Source organism: Mediterraneibacter massiliensis, assembly GCF_001487105.1.
In the GTDB taxonomy this organism is placed as follows: Bacteria; Bacillota; Clostridia; order Lachnospirales; family Lachnospiraceae; genus Mediterraneibacter; species Mediterraneibacter massiliensis.
Map to the genome: position 1 here is coordinate 656,274 of NZ_LN913001.1, position 18,594 is coordinate 674,867.

At 41.7% G+C, this 18,594-nt stretch carries 24 protein-coding genes; 23 read left to right on the forward strand and 1 reads right to left on the reverse strand.

The features are described 5' to 3' along the window. Positions 1-13: 13 nt before the first annotated feature. The 17 genes from BN3282_RS07310 (at position 14) to BN3282_RS07390 (ending at position 9,931) form a co-directional block, all read left to right on the forward strand. Positions 14-199 (forward strand): type Z 30S ribosomal protein S14, encoded by a 186-nt coding sequence (locus tag BN3282_RS07310; RefSeq protein ID WP_059067910.1) that lies wholly within the window; start codon positions 14-16, stop codon positions 197-199. Between the two features lie 253 nt (positions 200-452). Then, the gene (rpsH, locus tag BN3282_RS07315) at positions 453-854 is read left to right on the forward strand and encodes a 30S ribosomal protein S8 (protein WP_059067912.1); all 402 of its coding nucleotides are present in this window, start codon (positions 453-455) and stop codon (positions 852-854) included. 290 nt (positions 855-1,144) lie between these two features. Next, positions 1,145-1,687 carry a 50S ribosomal protein L6 gene (gene rplF / locus BN3282_RS07320; RefSeq protein WP_059067914.1) on the forward strand — a complete coding sequence of 181 codons (543 nt, stop codon included), beginning with the start codon at positions 1,145-1,147 and terminating at the stop codon, positions 1,685-1,687. Positions 1,688-1,704: 17 nt separating this feature from the next. Further along, complete coding sequence (rplR, locus tag BN3282_RS07325) at positions 1,705-2,073, forward strand: 50S ribosomal protein L18 (protein WP_059067916.1); 369 nt, start codon at positions 1,705-1,707, stop codon at positions 2,071-2,073. A 16-nt stretch (positions 2,074-2,089) separates the two neighbouring features. Next, on the forward strand, positions 2,090-2,599 hold the full coding sequence (gene rpsE, locus BN3282_RS07330) for a 30S ribosomal protein S5 (RefSeq protein ID WP_059067918.1): 510 nt from the start codon (positions 2,090-2,092) through the stop codon (positions 2,597-2,599). A gap of 60 nt (positions 2,600-2,659) precedes the next feature. Then, positions 2,660-2,839, forward strand: coding sequence for a 50S ribosomal protein L30 (rpmD, locus tag BN3282_RS07335; protein ID WP_059067919.1), 180 nt, complete (start codon positions 2,660-2,662; stop codon positions 2,837-2,839). A gap of 28 nt (positions 2,840-2,867) precedes the next feature. Then, entirely contained in the window at positions 2,868-3,308 is a 441-nt protein-coding gene (gene rplO, locus BN3282_RS07340; RefSeq protein WP_059067921.1) for a 50S ribosomal protein L15, read from the forward strand. After that, the gene (gene secY / locus BN3282_RS07345; protein WP_059067923.1) at positions 3,308-4,660 is read left to right on the forward strand and encodes a preprotein translocase subunit SecY; all 1,353 of its coding nucleotides are present in this window, start codon (positions 3,308-3,310) and stop codon (positions 4,658-4,660) included. The genes rplO and secY overlap by 1 nt, the downstream gene beginning before the upstream one ends. Before the next feature lie 93 nt (positions 4,661-4,753). Continuing rightward, the gene (locus tag BN3282_RS07350; RefSeq protein WP_059067925.1) at positions 4,754-5,398 is read left to right on the forward strand and encodes an adenylate kinase; all 645 of its coding nucleotides are present in this window, start codon (positions 4,754-4,756) and stop codon (positions 5,396-5,398) included. A 3-nt stretch (positions 5,399-5,401) separates the two neighbouring features. Beyond that, a complete protein-coding gene (locus tag BN3282_RS07355) occupies positions 5,402-5,653 on the forward strand; it encodes a KOW domain-containing RNA-binding protein (protein ID WP_059067926.1) in 252 nt (83 codons plus the stop codon). A gap of 28 nt (positions 5,654-5,681) precedes the next feature. Continuing rightward, positions 5,682-5,900: a translation initiation factor IF-1 gene (infA, locus tag BN3282_RS07360; protein ID WP_004074886.1), complete on the forward strand. Its 219-nt coding sequence runs from the start codon at positions 5,682-5,684 to the stop codon at positions 5,898-5,900. A 161-nt stretch (positions 5,901-6,061) separates the two neighbouring features. Next, positions 6,062-6,175: a 50S ribosomal protein L36 gene (gene rpmJ / locus BN3282_RS07365; protein ID WP_003497809.1), complete on the forward strand. Its 114-nt coding sequence runs from the start codon at positions 6,062-6,064 to the stop codon at positions 6,173-6,175. Between the two features lie 573 nt (positions 6,176-6,748). Beyond that, the gene (rpsM, locus tag BN3282_RS07370) at positions 6,749-7,117 is read left to right on the forward strand and encodes a 30S ribosomal protein S13 (protein WP_059067928.1); all 369 of its coding nucleotides are present in this window, start codon (positions 6,749-6,751) and stop codon (positions 7,115-7,117) included. 27 nt (positions 7,118-7,144) lie between these two features. Continuing rightward, a complete protein-coding gene (gene rpsK, locus BN3282_RS07375; RefSeq protein WP_059067930.1) occupies positions 7,145-7,540 on the forward strand; it encodes a 30S ribosomal protein S11 in 396 nt (131 codons plus the stop codon). 98 nt (positions 7,541-7,638) lie between these two features. Then, complete coding sequence (gene rpsD / locus BN3282_RS07380; RefSeq protein WP_059067932.1) at positions 7,639-8,232, forward strand: 30S ribosomal protein S4; 594 nt, start codon at positions 7,639-7,641, stop codon at positions 8,230-8,232. A gap of 82 nt (positions 8,233-8,314) precedes the next feature. Then, positions 8,315-9,274: a DNA-directed RNA polymerase subunit alpha gene (locus BN3282_RS07385; RefSeq protein ID WP_059067934.1), complete on the forward strand. Its 960-nt coding sequence runs from the start codon at positions 8,315-8,317 to the stop codon at positions 9,272-9,274. A gap of 120 nt (positions 9,275-9,394) precedes the next feature. Beyond that, positions 9,395-9,931, forward strand: a complete 537-nt coding sequence (locus tag BN3282_RS07390) for a bL17 family ribosomal protein (RefSeq protein WP_059067936.1) — start codon at positions 9,395-9,397, stop codon at positions 9,929-9,931. A 117-nt stretch (positions 9,932-10,048) separates the two neighbouring features. On the opposite strand, the gene BN3282_RS07395 is transcribed toward BN3282_RS07390, so the two are convergent. Further along, positions 10,049-10,540: a hypothetical protein gene (locus BN3282_RS07395; RefSeq protein ID WP_059067938.1), complete on the reverse strand. Its 492-nt coding sequence runs from the start codon at positions 10,538-10,540 to the stop codon at positions 10,049-10,051. Positions 10,541-10,721: 181 nt separating this feature from the next. Between BN3282_RS07395 and BN3282_RS07400 the strand changes: the two genes are divergently transcribed. The 6 genes from BN3282_RS07400 to BN3282_RS07425 all read left to right on the forward strand — a co-directional run bounded on the left by BN3282_RS07400 (position 10,722) and on the right by BN3282_RS07425 (position 18,594). Continuing rightward, the gene (locus BN3282_RS07400; protein WP_059067941.1) at positions 10,722-11,450 is read left to right on the forward strand and encodes a hypothetical protein; all 729 of its coding nucleotides are present in this window, start codon (positions 10,722-10,724) and stop codon (positions 11,448-11,450) included. Between the two features lie 38 nt (positions 11,451-11,488). Next, positions 11,489-12,040 carry a hypothetical protein gene (locus BN3282_RS07405; RefSeq protein WP_059067944.1) on the forward strand — a complete coding sequence of 184 codons (552 nt, stop codon included), beginning with the start codon at positions 11,489-11,491 and terminating at the stop codon, positions 12,038-12,040. A 202-nt stretch (positions 12,041-12,242) separates the two neighbouring features. Then, on the forward strand, positions 12,243-13,142 hold the full coding sequence (locus BN3282_RS07410; RefSeq protein ID WP_059067946.1) for a carbohydrate ABC transporter permease: 900 nt from the start codon (positions 12,243-12,245) through the stop codon (positions 13,140-13,142). After that, entirely contained in the window at positions 13,142-13,984 is an 843-nt protein-coding gene (locus tag BN3282_RS07415; RefSeq protein WP_059067947.1) for a carbohydrate ABC transporter permease, read from the forward strand. Before BN3282_RS07410 ends, BN3282_RS07415 begins: the two co-directional genes overlap by 1 nt. Positions 13,985-14,035: 51 nt before the next feature. Beyond that, complete coding sequence (locus BN3282_RS07420) at positions 14,036-15,352, forward strand: ABC transporter substrate-binding protein (RefSeq protein ID WP_059067948.1); 1,317 nt, start codon at positions 14,036-14,038, stop codon at positions 15,350-15,352. 68 nt (positions 15,353-15,420) lie between these two features. Continuing rightward, positions 15,421-18,594, forward strand: a complete 3,174-nt coding sequence (locus tag BN3282_RS07425; RefSeq protein ID WP_059067949.1) for a hypothetical protein — start codon at positions 15,421-15,423, stop codon at positions 18,592-18,594.

An 18,594-nucleotide genomic window follows, 5' to 3' on the forward strand; every position in this document is an offset into this window, starting at 1 on the left:
AGGAGGGAAATTCATGGCTAAAACATCAATGAAAATCAAACAGCAGCGCAAAGCAAAATTTTCCACAAGAGAATACAGCCGCTGCAGGATCTGCGGACGTCCGCATGCATATTTAAGAAAATATGGAATTTGCCGTATCTGCTTCCGTGAATTGGCATATAAAGGACAGATTCCAGGAGTGAAAAAAGCCAGCTGGTAGACCGAAAGCAGCTTGGCGAGGTCTTTTCGAGTCTAGCGCGAGGCCGTTCTTAGAGCTTAACGAGACGATGTCGAGTTTAGCGAGAAGAACTTCGTTAGAAGCGCTGACGGAGATTAGTGAGAAGGCTGCTCCCAAGCGTTAGCGAGAGCAAGCCATAAGGCGCAGGTCGAGCTTAGGCGCATGGAACATGTACCTATGCTAGGACATTAAGCCTGACACAGGCATTGAAAGAATAGAAGGAGGATACTTTCACATGAACATGAGTGATCCAATCGCAGATATGCTTACAAGAATCCGTAATGCAAATACTGCTAAACATGATACCGTTGATGTTCCTGCATCAAAGATGAAGACAGCGATTGCTGAGATTCTCTACAATGAAGGATACATTGCAAAATATGATATCGTAGAAGATGGAAACTTCAAGACAATTCATATCACATTGAAATATGGCGCAGATAAGAATGAAAAAGTTATCTCCGGTCTGAAAAGAATTTCAAAACCAGGACTTCGTTTTTATGTAAACAGCGAAGAAATCCCGAAAGTACTTGGAGGACTTGGTATCGCGATCATTTCCACAAATAAAGGTGTGATCACAGATAAAGAAGCAAGAAAACTCGGCGTAGGCGGAGAGGTACTTTGCTTCGTATGGTAGACCGAAAGCAGCTTGGCGAGGTATTGTCGAGCCTAGCGCGAGGTCGTTCTTGGAGCTTAACGAGGTGGTGTCGAGTTTAGCGAGAAGAACATACTCATCCAGTGCAGCTTGGCGAGGTATTGTCGAGCCTAGCGCGAGGTCGTTCCCAAGCATTGGCGAGAACGAGCTGTAAAGCGAAGTTTGAGCTTAGGCGTACGGAACTGGTCTAGGGAGAATGGCTCCCATAAGCAACTGAAAACAGAATAGACACAGCATCTATTCCGAAAATTTAAGTTAAGGAGGAAACAGGTATGTCACGTATAGGAAGACTGCCGATCGCAATTCCAGCAGGCGTTACTGTGGAAATTGCAGAGAATAATGTAGTGACTGTAAAAGGTCCTAAGGGAACTCTTGTAAAAGAACTCCCGGTTGAAATGGAAATAAAAGTTACAGGTGAAGAAATCGTTGTAACAAGACCGAATGACTTAAAGAAAATGAAGTCTTTGCATGGTCTGACAAGAACACTGATCAACAATATGGTAGTCGGTGTAACAGACGGTTACCAGAAAGTTCTGGAAGTGAACGGTGTCGGTTACAGAGCTGCAAAATCAGGAAATAAACTGACATTAAACTTAGGATACTCTCACCCAGTTGAAATGACAGATCCGGAAGGTCTTGAGACAGTTCTGGAAGGTCAGAACAAAATTACTGTAAAAGGTATCGATAAAGAAAAAGTAGGCCAATACGCTGCTGAGATCAGAGACAAGAGAAGACCGGAGCCATATAAAGGCAAGGGTATCAAGTATGCTGATGAAGTTATTAGACGTAAAGTTGGTAAGACTGGTAAGAAATAAATAAGGAGAGTGTGAAAATGGTTAGTAAGAAATCAAGAAGCGAAGTTCGTAGAAAAAAACACATGAAATTACGTAACCGTTTCAGCGGTACAGCTGAAAGACCACGTTTAGCTGTGTTTAGAAGTAATAATCATATGTATGCGCAGATTATTGACGATACAGTTGGAAACACTCTGGTTGCAGCTTCCACTCTTCAGAAAGACGTGAAAGCAGAATTAGAAAAGACCAACAATGTTGACGCTGCGGCATATCTTGGAAAAGTAATTGCTGAAAAGGCAAAAGAAAAAGGTATTACTGAGGTTGTCTTTGACAGAGGCGGCTTTATATATCAGGGAAAAATCAAAGCACTGGCAGACGCAGCAAGAGAAGCTGGGCTGAATTTCTAGGGAAGGGAGAACACAGATGAAACAGGAACGTATTGATGCTAATCAATTAGAATTAACAGAAAAAGTGGTATCAATCAAACGTGTTACCAAAGTCGTTAAAGGTGGTCGTAACTTCCGGTTCACAGCTTTAGTTGTAGTTGGCGACGGAAATGGCCATGTTGGTGCAGGTTTGGGAAAAGCTACTGAGATCCCGGAAGCAATCCGTAAAGGGAAAGAAGACGCAATGAAGAAGATGATCTCTGTTGCGATGGATGCAAACGAAAGTGTTACACATGATGTTATCGGAAAATTCGGAAGCGCTTCAGTGCTTTTGAAGACAGCTCCGGATGGTACTGGTGTGATCGCTGGAGGTCCGGCACGTGCCGTGATCGAGCTGGCAGGTATTAAGAATATCCGTACAAAGTCTTTGGGCTCAAACAATAAACAGAATGTAGTGCTTGCTACGATCGAAGGTCTGAAAGCGATGAAGACACCGGAAGAGGTTGCAAGACTTCGTGGCAAATCAGTAGAAGAGGTCGTAGGCTAGGATGAGCTTTCCCCTGTTTTATAAAAACAGGGAAGCTTTATCGCATAGGAGGTAAACAAAATGGCAAATTTGAAAGTGACATTAGTAAAGTCTACAATCGGTGCTATACCTAAGCATAGAAAAACTGTTGAAGCGCTGGGTCTGAACAAACTCAATAAGACAGTTGAATTGCCGGATAATGCGGCTACCAGAGGTATGGTACAGCAGGTTAGACATTTAGTAAAAGTTGAAGAAGCATAAATTTAAGAAACGATAAGGAGGTAACGTCATGGACTTATCAAACTTAAGACCGGCAGACGGTTCCAAACAGAGTGATAATTTCAGAAGAGGCCGCGGCCACGCTTCTGGAAATGGCAAAACAGCCGGAAAAGGCCATAAAGGTCAGAAAGCACGTTCAGGGGCTCCAAGACCAGGCTTTGAAGGCGGACAGATGCCTTTATATAGAAGACTGCCAAAGAGAGGGTTCAAATGCAGAAACTCTAAGACGATCGTGGGCATCAATTTAAGCGCGCTGGAAGTATTTGAAGACGGCGCTACAGTTTCCGTAGAGACATTGATCGAAAGCGGAATCGTAAAAAATCCAAAAGATGGTGTTAAAATTCTTGGAAATGGAGAGTTAACTAAGAAACTTACTGTTCAGGCAAATGCATTTAGTGCAAAAGCAGCTGAAAAGATTGAGTCACTTGGTGGAAAAGCAGAGGTGATCTAATGCTACAGACTGTACGAAGGGCATTTCAGATAGAAGATGTCAGAAAAAGAATTTTCTATACATTTATGATGTTAGTCGTCGTAAGACTCGGCTCTGAACTGCCTACTCCAGGCGTAGATCCAACCGTACTTCAGAATTTATTTGCGAGCCAGACCGGTGATGCGTTCAATTTCTTTGACGCATTTACCGGCGGATCATTTACCAAGATGTCCGTATTTGCTTTGAGCATTACACCGTATATCACATCTTCCATCATCATGCAGCTTTTGACCATTGCGATCCCGAAACTGGAGGAAATGCAAAAAGAAGGCGCGGACGGAAGAAAGAAGATTGCGACGATCACCCGTTATGTGACAGTCATACTTGCTTTGATCGAATCTACCGCAATGGCAGTTGGTTTTGGGAGACAGGGACTGTTAGTAGAGTATAATTTTGTGAATACGGCGATCGTTGTATGTACGTTAACAGCTGGTAGTGCATTTCTGATGTGGATTGGCGAACGTATAACAGAAAAGGGCATTGGAAATGGTATATCCATTGTTCTTTTGATCAATATTTTATCTCGTGTGCCGGAGGATTTTATTACACTGTATACACAGTTCGTAAAGGGAAAGACACTGGCAAAGGGAGGACTTGCCGCGCTGATCATATTGGCAGTTTTATTAGTAGTTGTCGTATTTGTCGTACTTCTGCAGAGTGGGGAGAGAAGAATTGCTGTTCAGTATTCCCAGAAAGTACAGGGAAGAAAAACATATGGAGGTCAATCCACACACATTCCGCTGAAAGTAAATACAGCGGGAGTTATTCCGGTCATATTTGCATCGTCATTGATGCAGACACCGATTGTGATCGCGCAGTTCCTTGGAAAAGGAAATGGAACCGGTATCGGAAGTCAGATATTAAGAGGAATGAATTCCAATGCGTGGTGTGATCCAGAGAATCCGATTTATTCGATCGGGCTGATCGTATATATTTTATTGACCATCTTTTTCGCATATTTCTATACCTCTATTACATTCAATCCGTTAGAGATTGCAAACAATATGAAAAAGAGCGGAGGTTTTATTCCAGGAATACGTCCAGGAAGACCGACGGTAGAATATTTACAAAAAATATTGAATTACATTATTTTCATTGGAGCATGCGGGCTTGTCATTGTCCAGGTAATACCGTATTTCTTTAATGGTGTATTCGGGGCAAATGTTTCTTTTGGAGGAACATCCCTTATCATCATAGTCGGAGTCGTATTAGAGACATTGAAGCAGATTGAATCACAAATGCTTGTCCGCAACTATACAGGATTTTTGAATAACAAGGGAAGTAACATGAAGAATAGTTTCCTTGGATACTAATTAGATTACTTTAGCGAGGGTGACCCGGGAGAACTGCGTAAAAGCGTATTCAGGGGCACACTCGTTATTGTGCATTAACGGAGGTATACGGATATGAAAATTATTATGCTGGGAGCTCCAGGCGCCGGAAAAGGTACACAGGCTAAAAAAATCGCGGCAAAGTATGATATCCCTCATATCTCAACAGGAGATATTTTCCGCGCAAACATTAAAAATGGCACGGAATTGGGGAAAAAGGCGAAGACCTATATGGATCAGGGATTGTTAGTGCCGGATGAATTGGTCGTAGATCTTGTCGTGGACAGAGTAAATCAGGAGGACTGCCAAAAAGGGTATGTCCTGGATGGTTTCCCAAGAACAATCCCACAGGCGGAAGCATTGGATAGAGCACTTGCCAACATGGATCAGAAAATGGATTATGCCATCAATGTAGAAGTGCCGGATGAAAATATCATCAGGCGTATGTCTGGACGCCGTGCATGTGTAGATTGTGGCGCAACATACCACATTGTTTATGCGGCTCCTAAAAAGGAGGGCGTTTGTGATAAATGCCAGGGCAGTCTGATCCTCAGAGATGACGATAAGCCGGAAACCGTAGAAAAGCGTCTCCATGTATACCATGAGCAGACACAGCCGTTGATCGAATATTATACACAGGCAGGAATTTTGAAAAATGTCGATGGAACAGTAGATATAGATGTTGTATTCGATGCAGTCACAAAGATTTTAGGGGAATAGCGTATGCTGTTTGAACCGGGAATGCTTGTGCGGTCAAAGGCGGGACATGACAAAAATCGTATATATGTCATTATTCGTGTCAATGATGAATATGTATATCTTTCAGACGGACAGTCGCATTCGTCTGAAAGATTAAAAAAGAAGAATAAAAAACATCTGCAGGTTATTTTGAAGGAACGAGTTGAAGATACAGCGGATGAGATAGCAGTTAGAAATATGATACTGAAATATTCCCTTAAAAAGGATTACATGTAAAAGTGCTGTAAATGCAGGAGGATTAAGTATGTCAAAGGCTGACGTAATTGAAATTGAAGGAGTTGTAGTTGAAAAGCTGCCAAACGCCATGTTTAAAGTGGAATTGGAAAATGGCCATATAGTTCTGGCACATATCAGTGGAAAATTACGGATGAATTTTATTAAAATCTTACCGGGAGATAAAGTAACTCTGGAAATGTCTCCATATGATCTTAGCAAAGGAAGGATCGTCTGGAGAGACAAATAGTTATTTTTTTGAGAATATCGAAAAATTACAGAGAAAAATAAAGTTAGTTATTGACTTTATTGGCAGTTAGGCGTTATACTGTTAAGTGGCTGTTTTTGGGATGGTGTGTCTGAAACAGCAGGAAATATAGGCAGAGCAAAGTAGGGAAAGGAGGATTTAACATGAAGGTTAGGTCATCAGTAAAACCAATTTGTGAAAAATGCAAAATTATTAAAAGAAAAGGAAGTATCAGAGTAATCTGTGAGAATCCGAAACACAAACAACGTCAGGGATAAGGGAATAGAAAAATATCCGAGGTGATTTGTGTAATTATTTAGGCGGCTGACAGCACGATACACCAGGAGGTGTGTAGAGCTGTTTAATATACAGTAAGGATACACCGCGGCTGCGTAAGGTACCGGCAGAGCGGGTAGTCTGCTGCACTTTTTTGTCTTAGAAAATGTGCAGGTGTATATTGCTTATAATACTCGGCATTTGCATTGGCGGAAAAATTTCCGTGCCGGGAAAGGGTATGCAACAAACATGCCTGGGCTGGGATATCGGGAACATACCCCGGTAGGATGTACAATAAACACCACATCCACAGCCTCAATTAGGGACAATATGTAACAACGTAAAGCCATGCACAAGATTGACAGAAACGCACAGGCAAATGTATTTGCCAAGAGCGTTTCGGGCAAGATTGTATGTGGCGCACGCCACAGTGAGAAGTAGTGCGGAGCACGAAGTCGGACTTGCATGGCGAAAAAGCGCAGAAGAGGCGCACGCCACAGTGAGAAGTAGTGCGGAGCACGAAGTCGAACTTGTATGGCGAAAGAACAGCGAAAAAGAAAATGGAGGAAAGACACATGGCTCGTATCGCAGGTGTAGACTTACCAAGAGACAAACGTGTAGAAATTGGTTTGACTTATATTTATGGAATCGGAAGAACAAGTGCAAACCGTATTTTATCAGAGGCAGGAGTAGATCCTAGTACTCGTGTCAGAGATTTGACAAGTGAAGAAGTAAAAAAGATCAGCGCAGTGATCGATGAGACTCAGGTTGTAGAAGGTGATTTGAGAAGAGAGATCCAGCTGAATATCAAGAGACTGAAAGAAATCGGCTGCTATCGTGGAATCCGTCATAGAAAAGGACTTCCGGTGCGTGGACAGAAGACAAAGACAAACGCAAGAACATGTAAAGGTCCTAAGAGAACAGTAGCAAATAAGAAAAAATAACAAATTGAAGAAAGTAGGTTAGTTTAAATGGCGAAAAAAGTTGCAAAAAAAGTAACAAAAAAACGTGTCAAGAAAAACGTTGAACGCGGACAGGCACACATTCAGTCATCTTTCAATAATACAATCGTAACACTGACAGATGGACAGGGAAATGCTCTTTCATGGGCAAGTGCAGGCGGTCTGGGATTTAGAGGTTCAAGGAAATCTACTCCATATGCAGCACAAATGGCGGCTGAGACAGCAGCAAAGGCGGCATTAGTACATGGTCTTAAGACAGTAGATGTTTTCGTAAAGGGTCCAGGTTCAGGCAGAGAAGCAGCGATCCGTGCATTGCAGGCTTGCGGAATTGATGTGACAAGTATCAAAGATGTAACGCCGGTACCGCACAATGGTTGTCGTCCACCGAAACGCAGAAGAGTGTAATCTGTGTCCGGCAGACCTTGATTTAATCAGTAGCACTGGAAGTAAACGAAAAATGCGGTAGTAATCCGCTGACATGTATAGAATTTAGGAGGAGAAACATGGCAGTAAACAGAGTTCCGGTTCTTAAAAGATGCCGTTCTTTAGGAATGGATCCAATCTATTTAGGAATTAGTAAAAAATCTAACAGACAGTTAAAAAGAACAAATAGAAAAATGAGCGAATATGGTTTGCAGCTGCGTGAAAAGCAGAAAGCAAAATTCATCTATGGCGTGCTGGAAAAACCATTTAGGAATTACTATGCGAAAGCAAAACAGATGGAAGGTATGACAGGTGAGAATCTGATGATTCTTCTGGAATCCAGACTGGACAATGTAATGTTCCGCATGGGATTTGCAAGAACAAGAAAAGAAGCAAGACAGATTGTAGACCATAAACATGTACTTGTAAACGGCAAACAGGTAAATATTCCTTCTTACCTGCTCAAAGCCGGAGATACGGTTGAAATCAAAGAAAAACACAAAGGATGCCAGAGATATAAAGACATTCTGGAAGTGACAGGCGGAAATATGGTTCCGGACTGGTTGGATGTGGATTCTGAGAATCTGAAGGGCACTGTAAAAGAACTTCCGACAAGAGAGGCAATCGATGTTCCTGTTGATGAGATGTTGATCGTCGAGTTGTATTCTAAATAATATAGTCTGTGCTTAAAAGCGCAGATCATATAAGGAGTCGTACCCCCTCAACATATTTTAACCCATAAGGAGGGTCTGTGTAGTGTTTGATTTTAATAAACCGAATATTGAAATTACAGAAATTTCAGAAGATAAAAAGTATGGAAAATTCGTAGTAGAGCCACTGGAAAGAGGATATGGCATTACTTTGGGAAATTCCCTGAGAAGGATTATGCTATCTTCTCTGCCGGGCGCAGCAATCAGTTCTGTAAAGATTGACGGCGTACTGCACGAATTTAGTTCCATCCCAGGTGTGAAAGAAGATGTAACTGAGATTATCATGAATCTGAAATCTCTGGCGATCAAAAACACATCGGAATCAGACGAAGTTAAGACCGCATATATAGAATTTGAAGGTGAAGGCGTTGTCACAGGCGCTGATGTACAGACGGATTCGGATGTTGAGATCATGAATCCGGAGCAGGTCATTGCTACTTTAAACGGCGGCAAAGACAGCAAACTATATATGGAACTTAGCATAACAAAGGGCAGAGGATATGTAAGCGCAGATAAAAACAAAAGCGAGGACTTGCCGATCGGGGTCATTCCGATCGATTCGATCTATACACCTGTAGAACGTGTAAACCTCACGGTTGAAAATACGCGTGTGGGTCAGATCACGGATTATGATAAGCTGACTTTAGATGTTTGGACAAAAGGTACCATGCATCCGGATGAGGCGGTAAGTCTTGCGGCAAAGGTTTTAAGCGAGCATTTAAAGCTGTTTATCGACTTGTCAGAAGTTGCGCAGTCTGCCGAAGTTATGATTGAAAAAGAAGATGATGAGAAAGAGAAAGTATTGGAAATGAGCATTGATGAGCTTGAACTTTCCGTACGTTCCTACAATTGTCTTAAGAGAGCCGGCATCAATACAGTGGAAGAACTGACAAATAAGACGCCGGAAGATATGATGAAAGTGCGTAACCTTGGACGTAAGTCTTTGGAAGAAGTACTTGCAAAATTGAAAGAACTGAATCTGGAATTAAATCAAGGTGAAGAATAATCCGGATCAGAGATTTATTATTTAAATATCCTGTCAGTAAGTCCGACGTGCATGACAGGGGCATTTGATTAATAAGCCCGAAGACGCATAACCAAATGTTTTTTATGGAGGATGAATAAAATGGCAAAGTATAGAAAACTCGGAAGAACTTCTTCCCAGAGAAAAGCTTTACTTAGAAACCAGGTGACAGCACTGCTGAACCATGGAAAGATTATTACTACAGAAGCAAAGGCAAAAGAGATCCGTAAGATTGCAGAAGGCCTGATCGCTATGGCAGTAAAAGAAAAAGACAATTTTGATGAAGTTACAGTAATGGCAAAGGTTGCACGTAAAGATAAAGACGGCAAGAGAGTAAAAGAAGTCGTTGATGGCAAGAGAGTTACTGTATATGACGAAGTTGAGAAGAAGATTAAAAAAGATCAGCCAAGCAGACTGCATGCAAGAAGAGAAATGCTGAAGGTCCTTTATCCTGTAAAGGAAGTACCTGCTGCAGGAGCTGGAAGAAAGAAAAATACGAAAAATGTAGATCTGGTAGACAAATTGTTTACAGAGATCGCGCCAAAGTATGCTGACCGCAATGGTGGATACACAAGAATCGTAAAGATAGGACAGCGTAAAGGTGACGCTGCTATGGAAGTTCTGATCGAACTTGTATAGTTGTATCATTGCGCCGGACGCAGAGCCGATCATAAAATGAGACTATAAAAGAAACAAGAAGCCGCTGTAAAATAGATGATGTATGACATCTATTTTACAGCGGCTCTTTTATTACGCTCATAGCAATGTCCTGCTTTTATAATCGATCACAATCTGCTTTATTTTATCTGCCGCTTCCTCAGCGACTTTTTTATCTTTATTTCTTTTTTTCCCCTGACCAAAAAATATTTCTGTCACGCTCTGTAAGATTTCATAAGGTTCTAGATTGATGTATATTTCTGCGGCGTCTTCATGTTGCTCTGCAACCGTAGCATTTAGAATACTTCCATTATATTTTAATGTCTCCAGTTTATCTGTATCGTAGGTACGGATCAAAGCCCTGGTAATACTGGATATTGCTCTGGTAGCGATAACTGCTTTTTCTGCCTTGAGGCCAAGTCGGATCGTATAGGGGTCTATTCTGGAAATAAAGCGGAATTCCCGGCCATAACGCTGCGAATTCGTGGTAGTATTGGCATTTTGGCAGGCCTCTGCGATGGCATGCTCGAATTCTTCAGTAAGAGGGATTTTTTTATTAGCTGCCGTGACATCCAATATATAACTGTACATAAATGTATACCTCCTTGATGTTTGATAATTTAGTATAGCACAGATTAATAAAAAATACAAATGTAAAAACATTTAAGCTAATTGTTGACAAGTGTGTTTCTATACGTTAATATAATGTAAAATACATATATAATAATATATTAATATTTAAACATCGAAAAACATGTCGGGAGGAGAAAAAATGGAACATACAGATATGGAAAAGGGAAAAAGATCAGAAAAGATAAAGAATATGCAGATGTATTCACCAATAAGAGAAAAAATCAGATATTGGAGAAAGAAAACAAAAGCAGGCGATCTGTACCGGCAGAAAACAGATTTAGACTGCATACTGACAGACGGAAATTTGAATGCCGACACGATTTTTTCTCTGTGGCTTCCACTGCGTTATGTTTTAAATCATTTTGCCTGTGCTTCATGGGAAAAGTGGAAGGAATATGAGTATGAAGAATTGAAACCTAAAAAAGTAGGATTAAAAGAGTATCCGGAGTTTTTAAATGACCTTCTGGCAAATATGGAAGAGTATTTACCGGCAGAGAAACTGACAGCATTATTATCTGTATTATTTGATCTTGGACAACAGCGCTGCAATGTGATGATCTTGCCCTACAGGGCATGGAACAGAAGACGAGGTGAAGCTCCTTACTGGGAATATCTGCCGCATTTTTTGTATGATCTTTTGCGTACAGATTCGCCTATATTTTTACAGGCAATGTCTGCCTGGATAAGAAGTGAACATCTGGAAATGTTCTTTATGGATGAGAGGTTAGAAAAAGAGTCTCTCAAAGATTTGGCAGGTACAGGAATGGTGTGGAGGCATGCACCAAAAAATATAGATTTAGAGAAACTGCTGACAAATTATATTGCGATTTTAAAAGAGCGCAAAAAAAGGCTTTCGGCGGCTGTGTAAGAAATACGTTATGGTATGTATATAGGAGGAGTGTCAGGATGAAACAAGACAGCAGGATCATATTAGAACAAATTGTAAACAGAAAATCCAGAGAACTATGTTTAGAGAAGCAAAAGTGGGATACAAGCGCCTCTATTGTAACGATTTTCCGTGAAGAATGGCATGTGTTCGCACGACTTTTACATCCTTTGGTTTCTATATTGGAGATACAGTCTTCCTTCTATGTGGAGGAGGAGTATATCAGGGCTGTTTGGTATCCGCATCCTGTGATGATGACTGCGGATACCAGAAGGGAGTTTATTCTTTTTGCCAATGAGGCAAATATAGAACTGTATTCAGGAGGCAGATTCTGGTGTGATGAAAATATGGACTTTGCATATGAAATCGTACTTCCGGCAGAAATGGCAGAAAAATGTGAGCGCGAAGCGGCAAGACAATTATTTGATATACCGTATTCAAACTTCTGTGATCTTCATCTGCCCCTTGTCATGCTCAAAAGAGGCAGTTGGAAAGCCGATACTGCAAAACGATATCTGGCAGAATTGAGGGAAAGAGGATATGTAGACAATACAAAATATGATCTTTGGTGAAGGATACGATCGGAAGAGGTCTGCAAGAGAGAGTTGGTATAGGAATGAGTTTTTGAAAAATTTATATAAAACATATCGGATTATAAAAGAAAAAATATAAAAAATGTATAATACAGTAAAATATTGAACAAAAATGAGAAAATAGTGAACGAAAAAAAGAAAGAAAAAAGATAAAATTTTAGTCAGAAAGGGGGAAGCGAAGATGTTCAAAAAGAAGCAATACTATAAGAAGAAAGCTATGCCATATTTTATGCTTTTGCCACTTCTTGCCGTGATTGCCGTATTTATGCTGTATCCTATATTTAATACTTTCTGGCTGAGCATGCAGGATCATGTATTGACGAATATGCAGGACATGGGATTTAACGGAGGAGCTAATTTCATAAGGCTTATGGAGGACGAGACTTTTTGGAAGGCAGCTGTAAACTCTGTTTTCTGGACAGTTGTTAATGTTATTTTGCAGTTGTTCTTCGGTCTGCTCGTAGCACTTCTGCTGAATCAAAAATTCAAAGGAAGAGGCGTGTTCCGCGCATTGATTTTTACACCTTGGGCAGTAGGCGGAATTTTGGTGGCACTGATTTGGAGCTTTATGTTTAATGAAAGCGTAGGAGTCATCGGAGATTTGTTGATGAAGCTGGGGATCGTGGATGGAAAAATATCCTGGTTTTCTAGCGGCACTTCAGCTATGTGGGCAATGATCATAGCAAATACCTGGAGAGGTGTTCCGTTTTTTGCAATCAGTATATTGTCAGCACTGCAGACGATACCCACAGAAGTATATGAATCAGCAGATGTGGATGGAGCGTCGGCTATGTACAAGTTTTTCAAGATCACATTGCCGTTGATAAAGGATACTTTGCTGCTTACGACGCTGCTTAGGACAATCTGGACTTTGAATATTGTGGATATTATTTATGGGATGACAAAAGGAGGGCCAAATTTCTCTACATTGACGATTCCGGTATATATCATGATGACGTTTAATGATTCCCTGGATGCTGGATATGCTTCTGCAATGGCTGTCATCGTAATGATTGTACTTGTTGTTTTCTCGGCTATATATTTGAAAATTGGGAAATACGGAGAGGAGGAGTATTACTGATGAAACGGACAACGAAAAAGAGGATCATTAAGACATTTACCTGCTACATACCTGTCGCGGTCGTGACAATTATCATGTTGTTTCCGTTTTACTGGTTTTTGAATACATCCCTTAAAGAACAGGGTTCCATTATGAAACTCCCGGTGAAATATCTTCCGGATCCGTTTACAATGGACAACTATGCGTCCATGCTTTCCAGTATGGGATTTGATAAATACTTTTTAAACAGCTTATTTGTATCTATTGTCACGACGATTTTTGTTATAGCAATCGCGATCATGGGAGGATACGCGATATCACGATATAAATTCAGAGGTAAAAAATTTGTTTTTCTGCTGCTTTTAGTGACACAGATGCTTCCAGGCGTCGTAATACTGGTACCCTTATTCACGATCTTTAATAATATGGGACTGATCAACAATCTGTGGTCACTTGTGATCGTAAATACAACAGTGAATCTTCCGTTTTGTACGATCATGATCAGCGGTTTCTTTTCGGGAGTTTCCCCTACCTTGGAGGAAGCGGCTCAGATTGACGGATGTACGATTTTAAAATCTGTATTTAAAATTGTCGTGCCTACGATCCTGCCGGGAATCGTTGCAAGCGGCGCCTTCGCGTTTGTTAATACATGGAACGAATTTGTATATTCGTTGAATTTTATCAGTGATTCGGATAAATTTACCCTGCCGGTTGGCTTGAGTATGATGAAAGGTGAGTTTACGGTAAATTACGGAGGGCTGGCGGCAGGAACGGTTGTAGCTTTGATACCGGTGCTTCTGATCTTCTGCTATATCCAGAAATATCTGGTGCAGGGACTTGCTTCAGGAGCTGTAAAAGGATAACAGTAAAAAATGCCGTATAAAGGCAGTTAAATAAAGGAGGAAAAGGAAATCATGAAGAAAAAGAAAGTCATCAGTATATTGTTGACAGGCGTTTTGCTGACAGGCATGCTTGCAGGCTGCGGAGCAAAAGGAGAAGAAAGCGCATCAAAAGACAAAGAGACGATCGAGTTTTGGTACCATGACGGGAACGCGAATTCGAACGCTATTTTTGAAAAGCTGATCGCGCAGTTTGAGGAAGAAAACCCAGAGTATAAAGTGGAATATGTGGGATTGCCGTCAGATTCTTATTTGCAGAAATATAATACGGCGATCGCGACAAATACAGTGCCGGATGTTGCAAGTATCCGCGACCAGGATGTATCGACGTTGATCAATCAAGGCGCTCTCTCCTGTGTCGAAGAAGATTTTAACAGTTTTGAAGAAAAAGACCATATTGCTGAAAATGCGCTCAACGCCATACGGAATTGTTCGACAGATGGAAAACTCTATTGTCTGCCGCAATATACGCAGCCGCAGGTATACTGGTATAACACGACTCTGATGAAAGAAAAAGGAGTAGAAATTCCGAAAACGATCGATGAATTTATGCAGGATTGTGAAACTTATGCGGACGCGGACAACGGTACATACTTCTACTCTTTGAGAGGCGGCGCAGGTTCCCTGGATAATATGCTGGATTTTATTTTTACTTACGCAAACCAGGATCAGCTTTTTGATGAAGAAGGCAACTGTGTATTAAGTGATCCGATCTTTACAGAGGCATTGGAAGCATACGCTTCTATCTACTGGAATGGCTGGACATCAAAAGACAGTGTATCTAACAGCTATAAAGAAATGGTAGCAGAATTTGGCTCCGGTACGGCTATGGGAATCGCGAATAATTCTTCTGCACTGGCAGAAAATATTAATAATTTGGGTGAAGGGAATTTTACCAACGCGCTTGCTCCGGCAAATAAGGAAGGTGTTGTGGTGACAAAAGATGTTCCATTCTTGGGCTATACTGTGTTTGAAGGCGCAAAAAACAGAGAAGGCGGAGTAAAATTCTTAGAATTCCTCGTATCTCACGACGCAGTATCCTATTTCTGTGAAAAAGACGGACGAGTTCCGGTCAATGATCTAGTCTATGAGGACGAATGGTATCAGGACAATACATATATGCCGGTATATGAAGAAATGATGAGTTCAAAGGATGTAAAATTTCTTGCCAGACCATTATGGCTACCTGAATGGAATGAATTTTTGACAAAGGTACAGGAGCCAGGACTGCAGGCTGTCCTGCTCAAAGAAAAGACGGCTGAAGAAGTACTGCAGGAATGGGCAGAATACTTGACAGCTGCCCAGAAAGGATATCTGGAATCAACCAAATAACAGCAAAGGAAATATAAGACAAGGGTCTGCACTAGGAAGGGCAGACCCTGTTTTGGAAGAGAAAGAAAATGACAGAAAAAGAATTTTTAGAGCCCCCTTCAAGGTACAGGGGTACCCCTTTTTGGGCATGGAACGCAAAGATTGAGAAAGAGATTTTAAAAGAACAGATCGATTGCTTTAAAGAGATGGGGATGGGCGGTTTTTGTATTCACAGCAGGATTGGGCTCGACACAGAGTATCTGGGAAGAGAGTTCATGGAATTGGTCAAATTCTGTAATACATACGGGAAGAAACAGAATCTTAGTACATGGCTGTATGATGAGGATAAATGGCCGTCAGGATACGGCGCGGGAAGGGTGACGGATAAAGAAATATACCGCAGCAGATATCTCCTATTTTCGGATAAAGCGTATCCTGACGGAGCATTTATAAGAGGAAAGACGCCTCCGACGAGACTGGTATTAAGCGGAAAGATACAGAAACTGGCAGAGTATATCGTAAAAGAAGAAAATGGAATTCTAAAGGAGTATCGTTTTTTGAAGAAGGGAAGCGATCAAGTTGCAGAGCCGGAAAAGTGCAGTGACGGCGGGAAAATCTGGCATGCGTATCTTGTCATTTCGGGAGATTCTTCTTGGTTTGATAAACAGACATATCTGGATACGCTAAATCCAAAAGCAGCAGAGGAGTTTCTGCGTGTTACACATGAAGTATATGCAGACTCTTTAGAAGAAGAATTTTCAAAGAGTATACCCATGATCTTTACGGATGAACCGCAGTTTATCTTAAAAGAATCTCTTTCCGAAAACAGAGGTATTACAGAGGCGGGAATTCCGTATACGGATGATTTTGAGGAAACATTCCGGAAACGGGAAGGGATTTCCTTTCTTGCAAATCTGCCAAAGTTATTTTGGGAACCGGAAGATGGAAAAGATTACAGTTTTCGCTGGAAGTACCATGAGCATATAGCATACCGGTTTTGCGCAGGGTATATGGATACAGTCAGCAGATGGTGTGCCCGTCATCACATTGCGCTTACAGGCCATGTGATGAACGAACCGTCTTTGGAAGAACAAACTAGGGCTGTGGGCGAGGTGATGAGGACGTATGAGAGTTTTCAGGTACCGGGTATAGACATGCTGGCGTGGAGGACGGAGTATACCACAGCAAAACAGGCGCAAAGCGAGGCAAATCAAAAAGGGTTGTCTGGAATCACAAGTGAACTTTATGGGGTGACAAACTGGAATTTTGATTTCCGTGGTTATAAAGCAATAGGAGACTGGCAGGCTGCATTAGGAGTTGTCAACAGAGTACATCATCTGACGTGGTATTCGATGGGCGGGGAAGCGAAAAGAGATTATCCTCCCTCGATCGGAGGCCAGGTTCCCTGGCATAAAGAATATCATTGGATAGAGGACTATTTTGCCAGGATACGGCTTGTATTAGAACAGGGGAAACCAAAGGTGCGTATCGGGGTCATTCATCCGGTAGAGAGCTGCTGGATGTGGTTCGGAAACGAAAAACTTACAAAGAATAGGCGAAGAGAGCTGGAAATAAAGTTTCAGGAACTGATTCGCTGGCTGCTGTTTGGAAAATTAGATTTTGATTATATTGCGGAGTCTGTTCTGCCTGGTCAATATACAGAAACAGAGAGCCAATTCTGTGTAGGCGCTATGCGGTATGATGTGGTGATCGTAGCAGGAATGGATACGATACGCAGTTCTACTTTGGACAGGTTGGAACAGTTCACCGCGCATGGAGGAGACGTCCTGTTTGTGGGGAGAGAACCTGAATATGTGGATGCAGCCAAAAATAGCAGAGCCAAAGAGCTTGCCTCCCGATGCAGGCATATCGAGTGGGAACAGTCTGTCTTATATGAGGCATTGGAACCATACAGAGAAATAGCGACTTTCCACAGTGATGGAAGACGGGAGGAAGAGCTGCTCTATCGGATGTGTGAGGAAAGAGGAAAAAGATATGTATTCCTGGCACCTGGGAAGCCGAAAGAAAATTATGGACTTCCGAGAAAAGAAAGACTGACAGTGCAAATAAAAGGCGATTGGGATATACTGGTATGTGATGCAATGTCGGGAGAAAGATTTTGGGGAAAAGGTGAAAAAATTATACGAAAAGATGCAGCAGACAGGCGGGAAGAAAACGAAGTTTGGACATCTTATGTCTGGGAACGTTTTGAACAAGACAGCCTGTTGTTGGAACTGACGGAAAAGGAAACAGGAGAGAGTCAGAGCTGTGCAAAGAAAAAAAGAGAGTACAAGTTTGTTTGCGGCGACCGCAGGGAGATTTACCGCAGTCTATTGCCGGAGCCGAAAACCAGCTTTTTGGAAGAAGATAATGTGCTTATTTTAGATAAAGCAAGGTATCGTCTGGATGATGGAGCATGGGAGGACGAAGAGGAACTGCTGAAAGTGGATGACAGACTTAGAAGAAGACTGGGATATCCGCTGCGAACAGAGAGTCAGACACAGCCATGGCTGTTGAAGAAGAAAAACTGCACGCATACAGTGACACTTCGTTTTGAGATAGAATCTGATATAGATTGTGAAGTAAAACTTGCAGCGGAAGGAACTGTAAAGAAATTGCTCTTAAATGGAAGAAAGGTCTCCGTGCAGCCTGACGGTTGGTATGTAGACAGATGCCTGAGAATATACAGGGCAGGAAATATAGTGCGGGGAGATAATGAGCTGGAACTGGAAGTAGAGTATGGGGAAAAAGAAAATCTGGAATGGTGTTATCTGCTGGGAGCGTTTTCTGTTGCTCTTGCAGGAGCAAAGACACGGATCATTTCTATAAACAAAGATCTGCGATACGGAGATTACAGTATGCAGGGTTTCCCATTTTATGGAGGAAATATGTATCTTGAAACAGAGATAACGATTCCGAGCGGTGACGTAGAGATCGAGATACCGCATTATAGAGCTCCGCTTTTGAAAGTTTCTATGGATGGCAGAGATGAAATTGTCGTGGAAGCTCCGTACCGAGCTGTATTTAAAGATGTGGTGGAAGGCAGACACAAAGTGCAGATCTGCTGTTATGGCAATCGTTATAATACCTTTGGTCAACTTCACAATTGCGATCCCGAGGAGGTCTATTTCGGACCGAAGACCTGGCGGACAAAAGGAAATGCATGGTGTCCACAGTATAACATAAAACAGGCGGGTATCTTGACAACACCCACAGTATATATATACACTCAAAAGGAAGAAAATGAGGAAAAGGGGAAATAG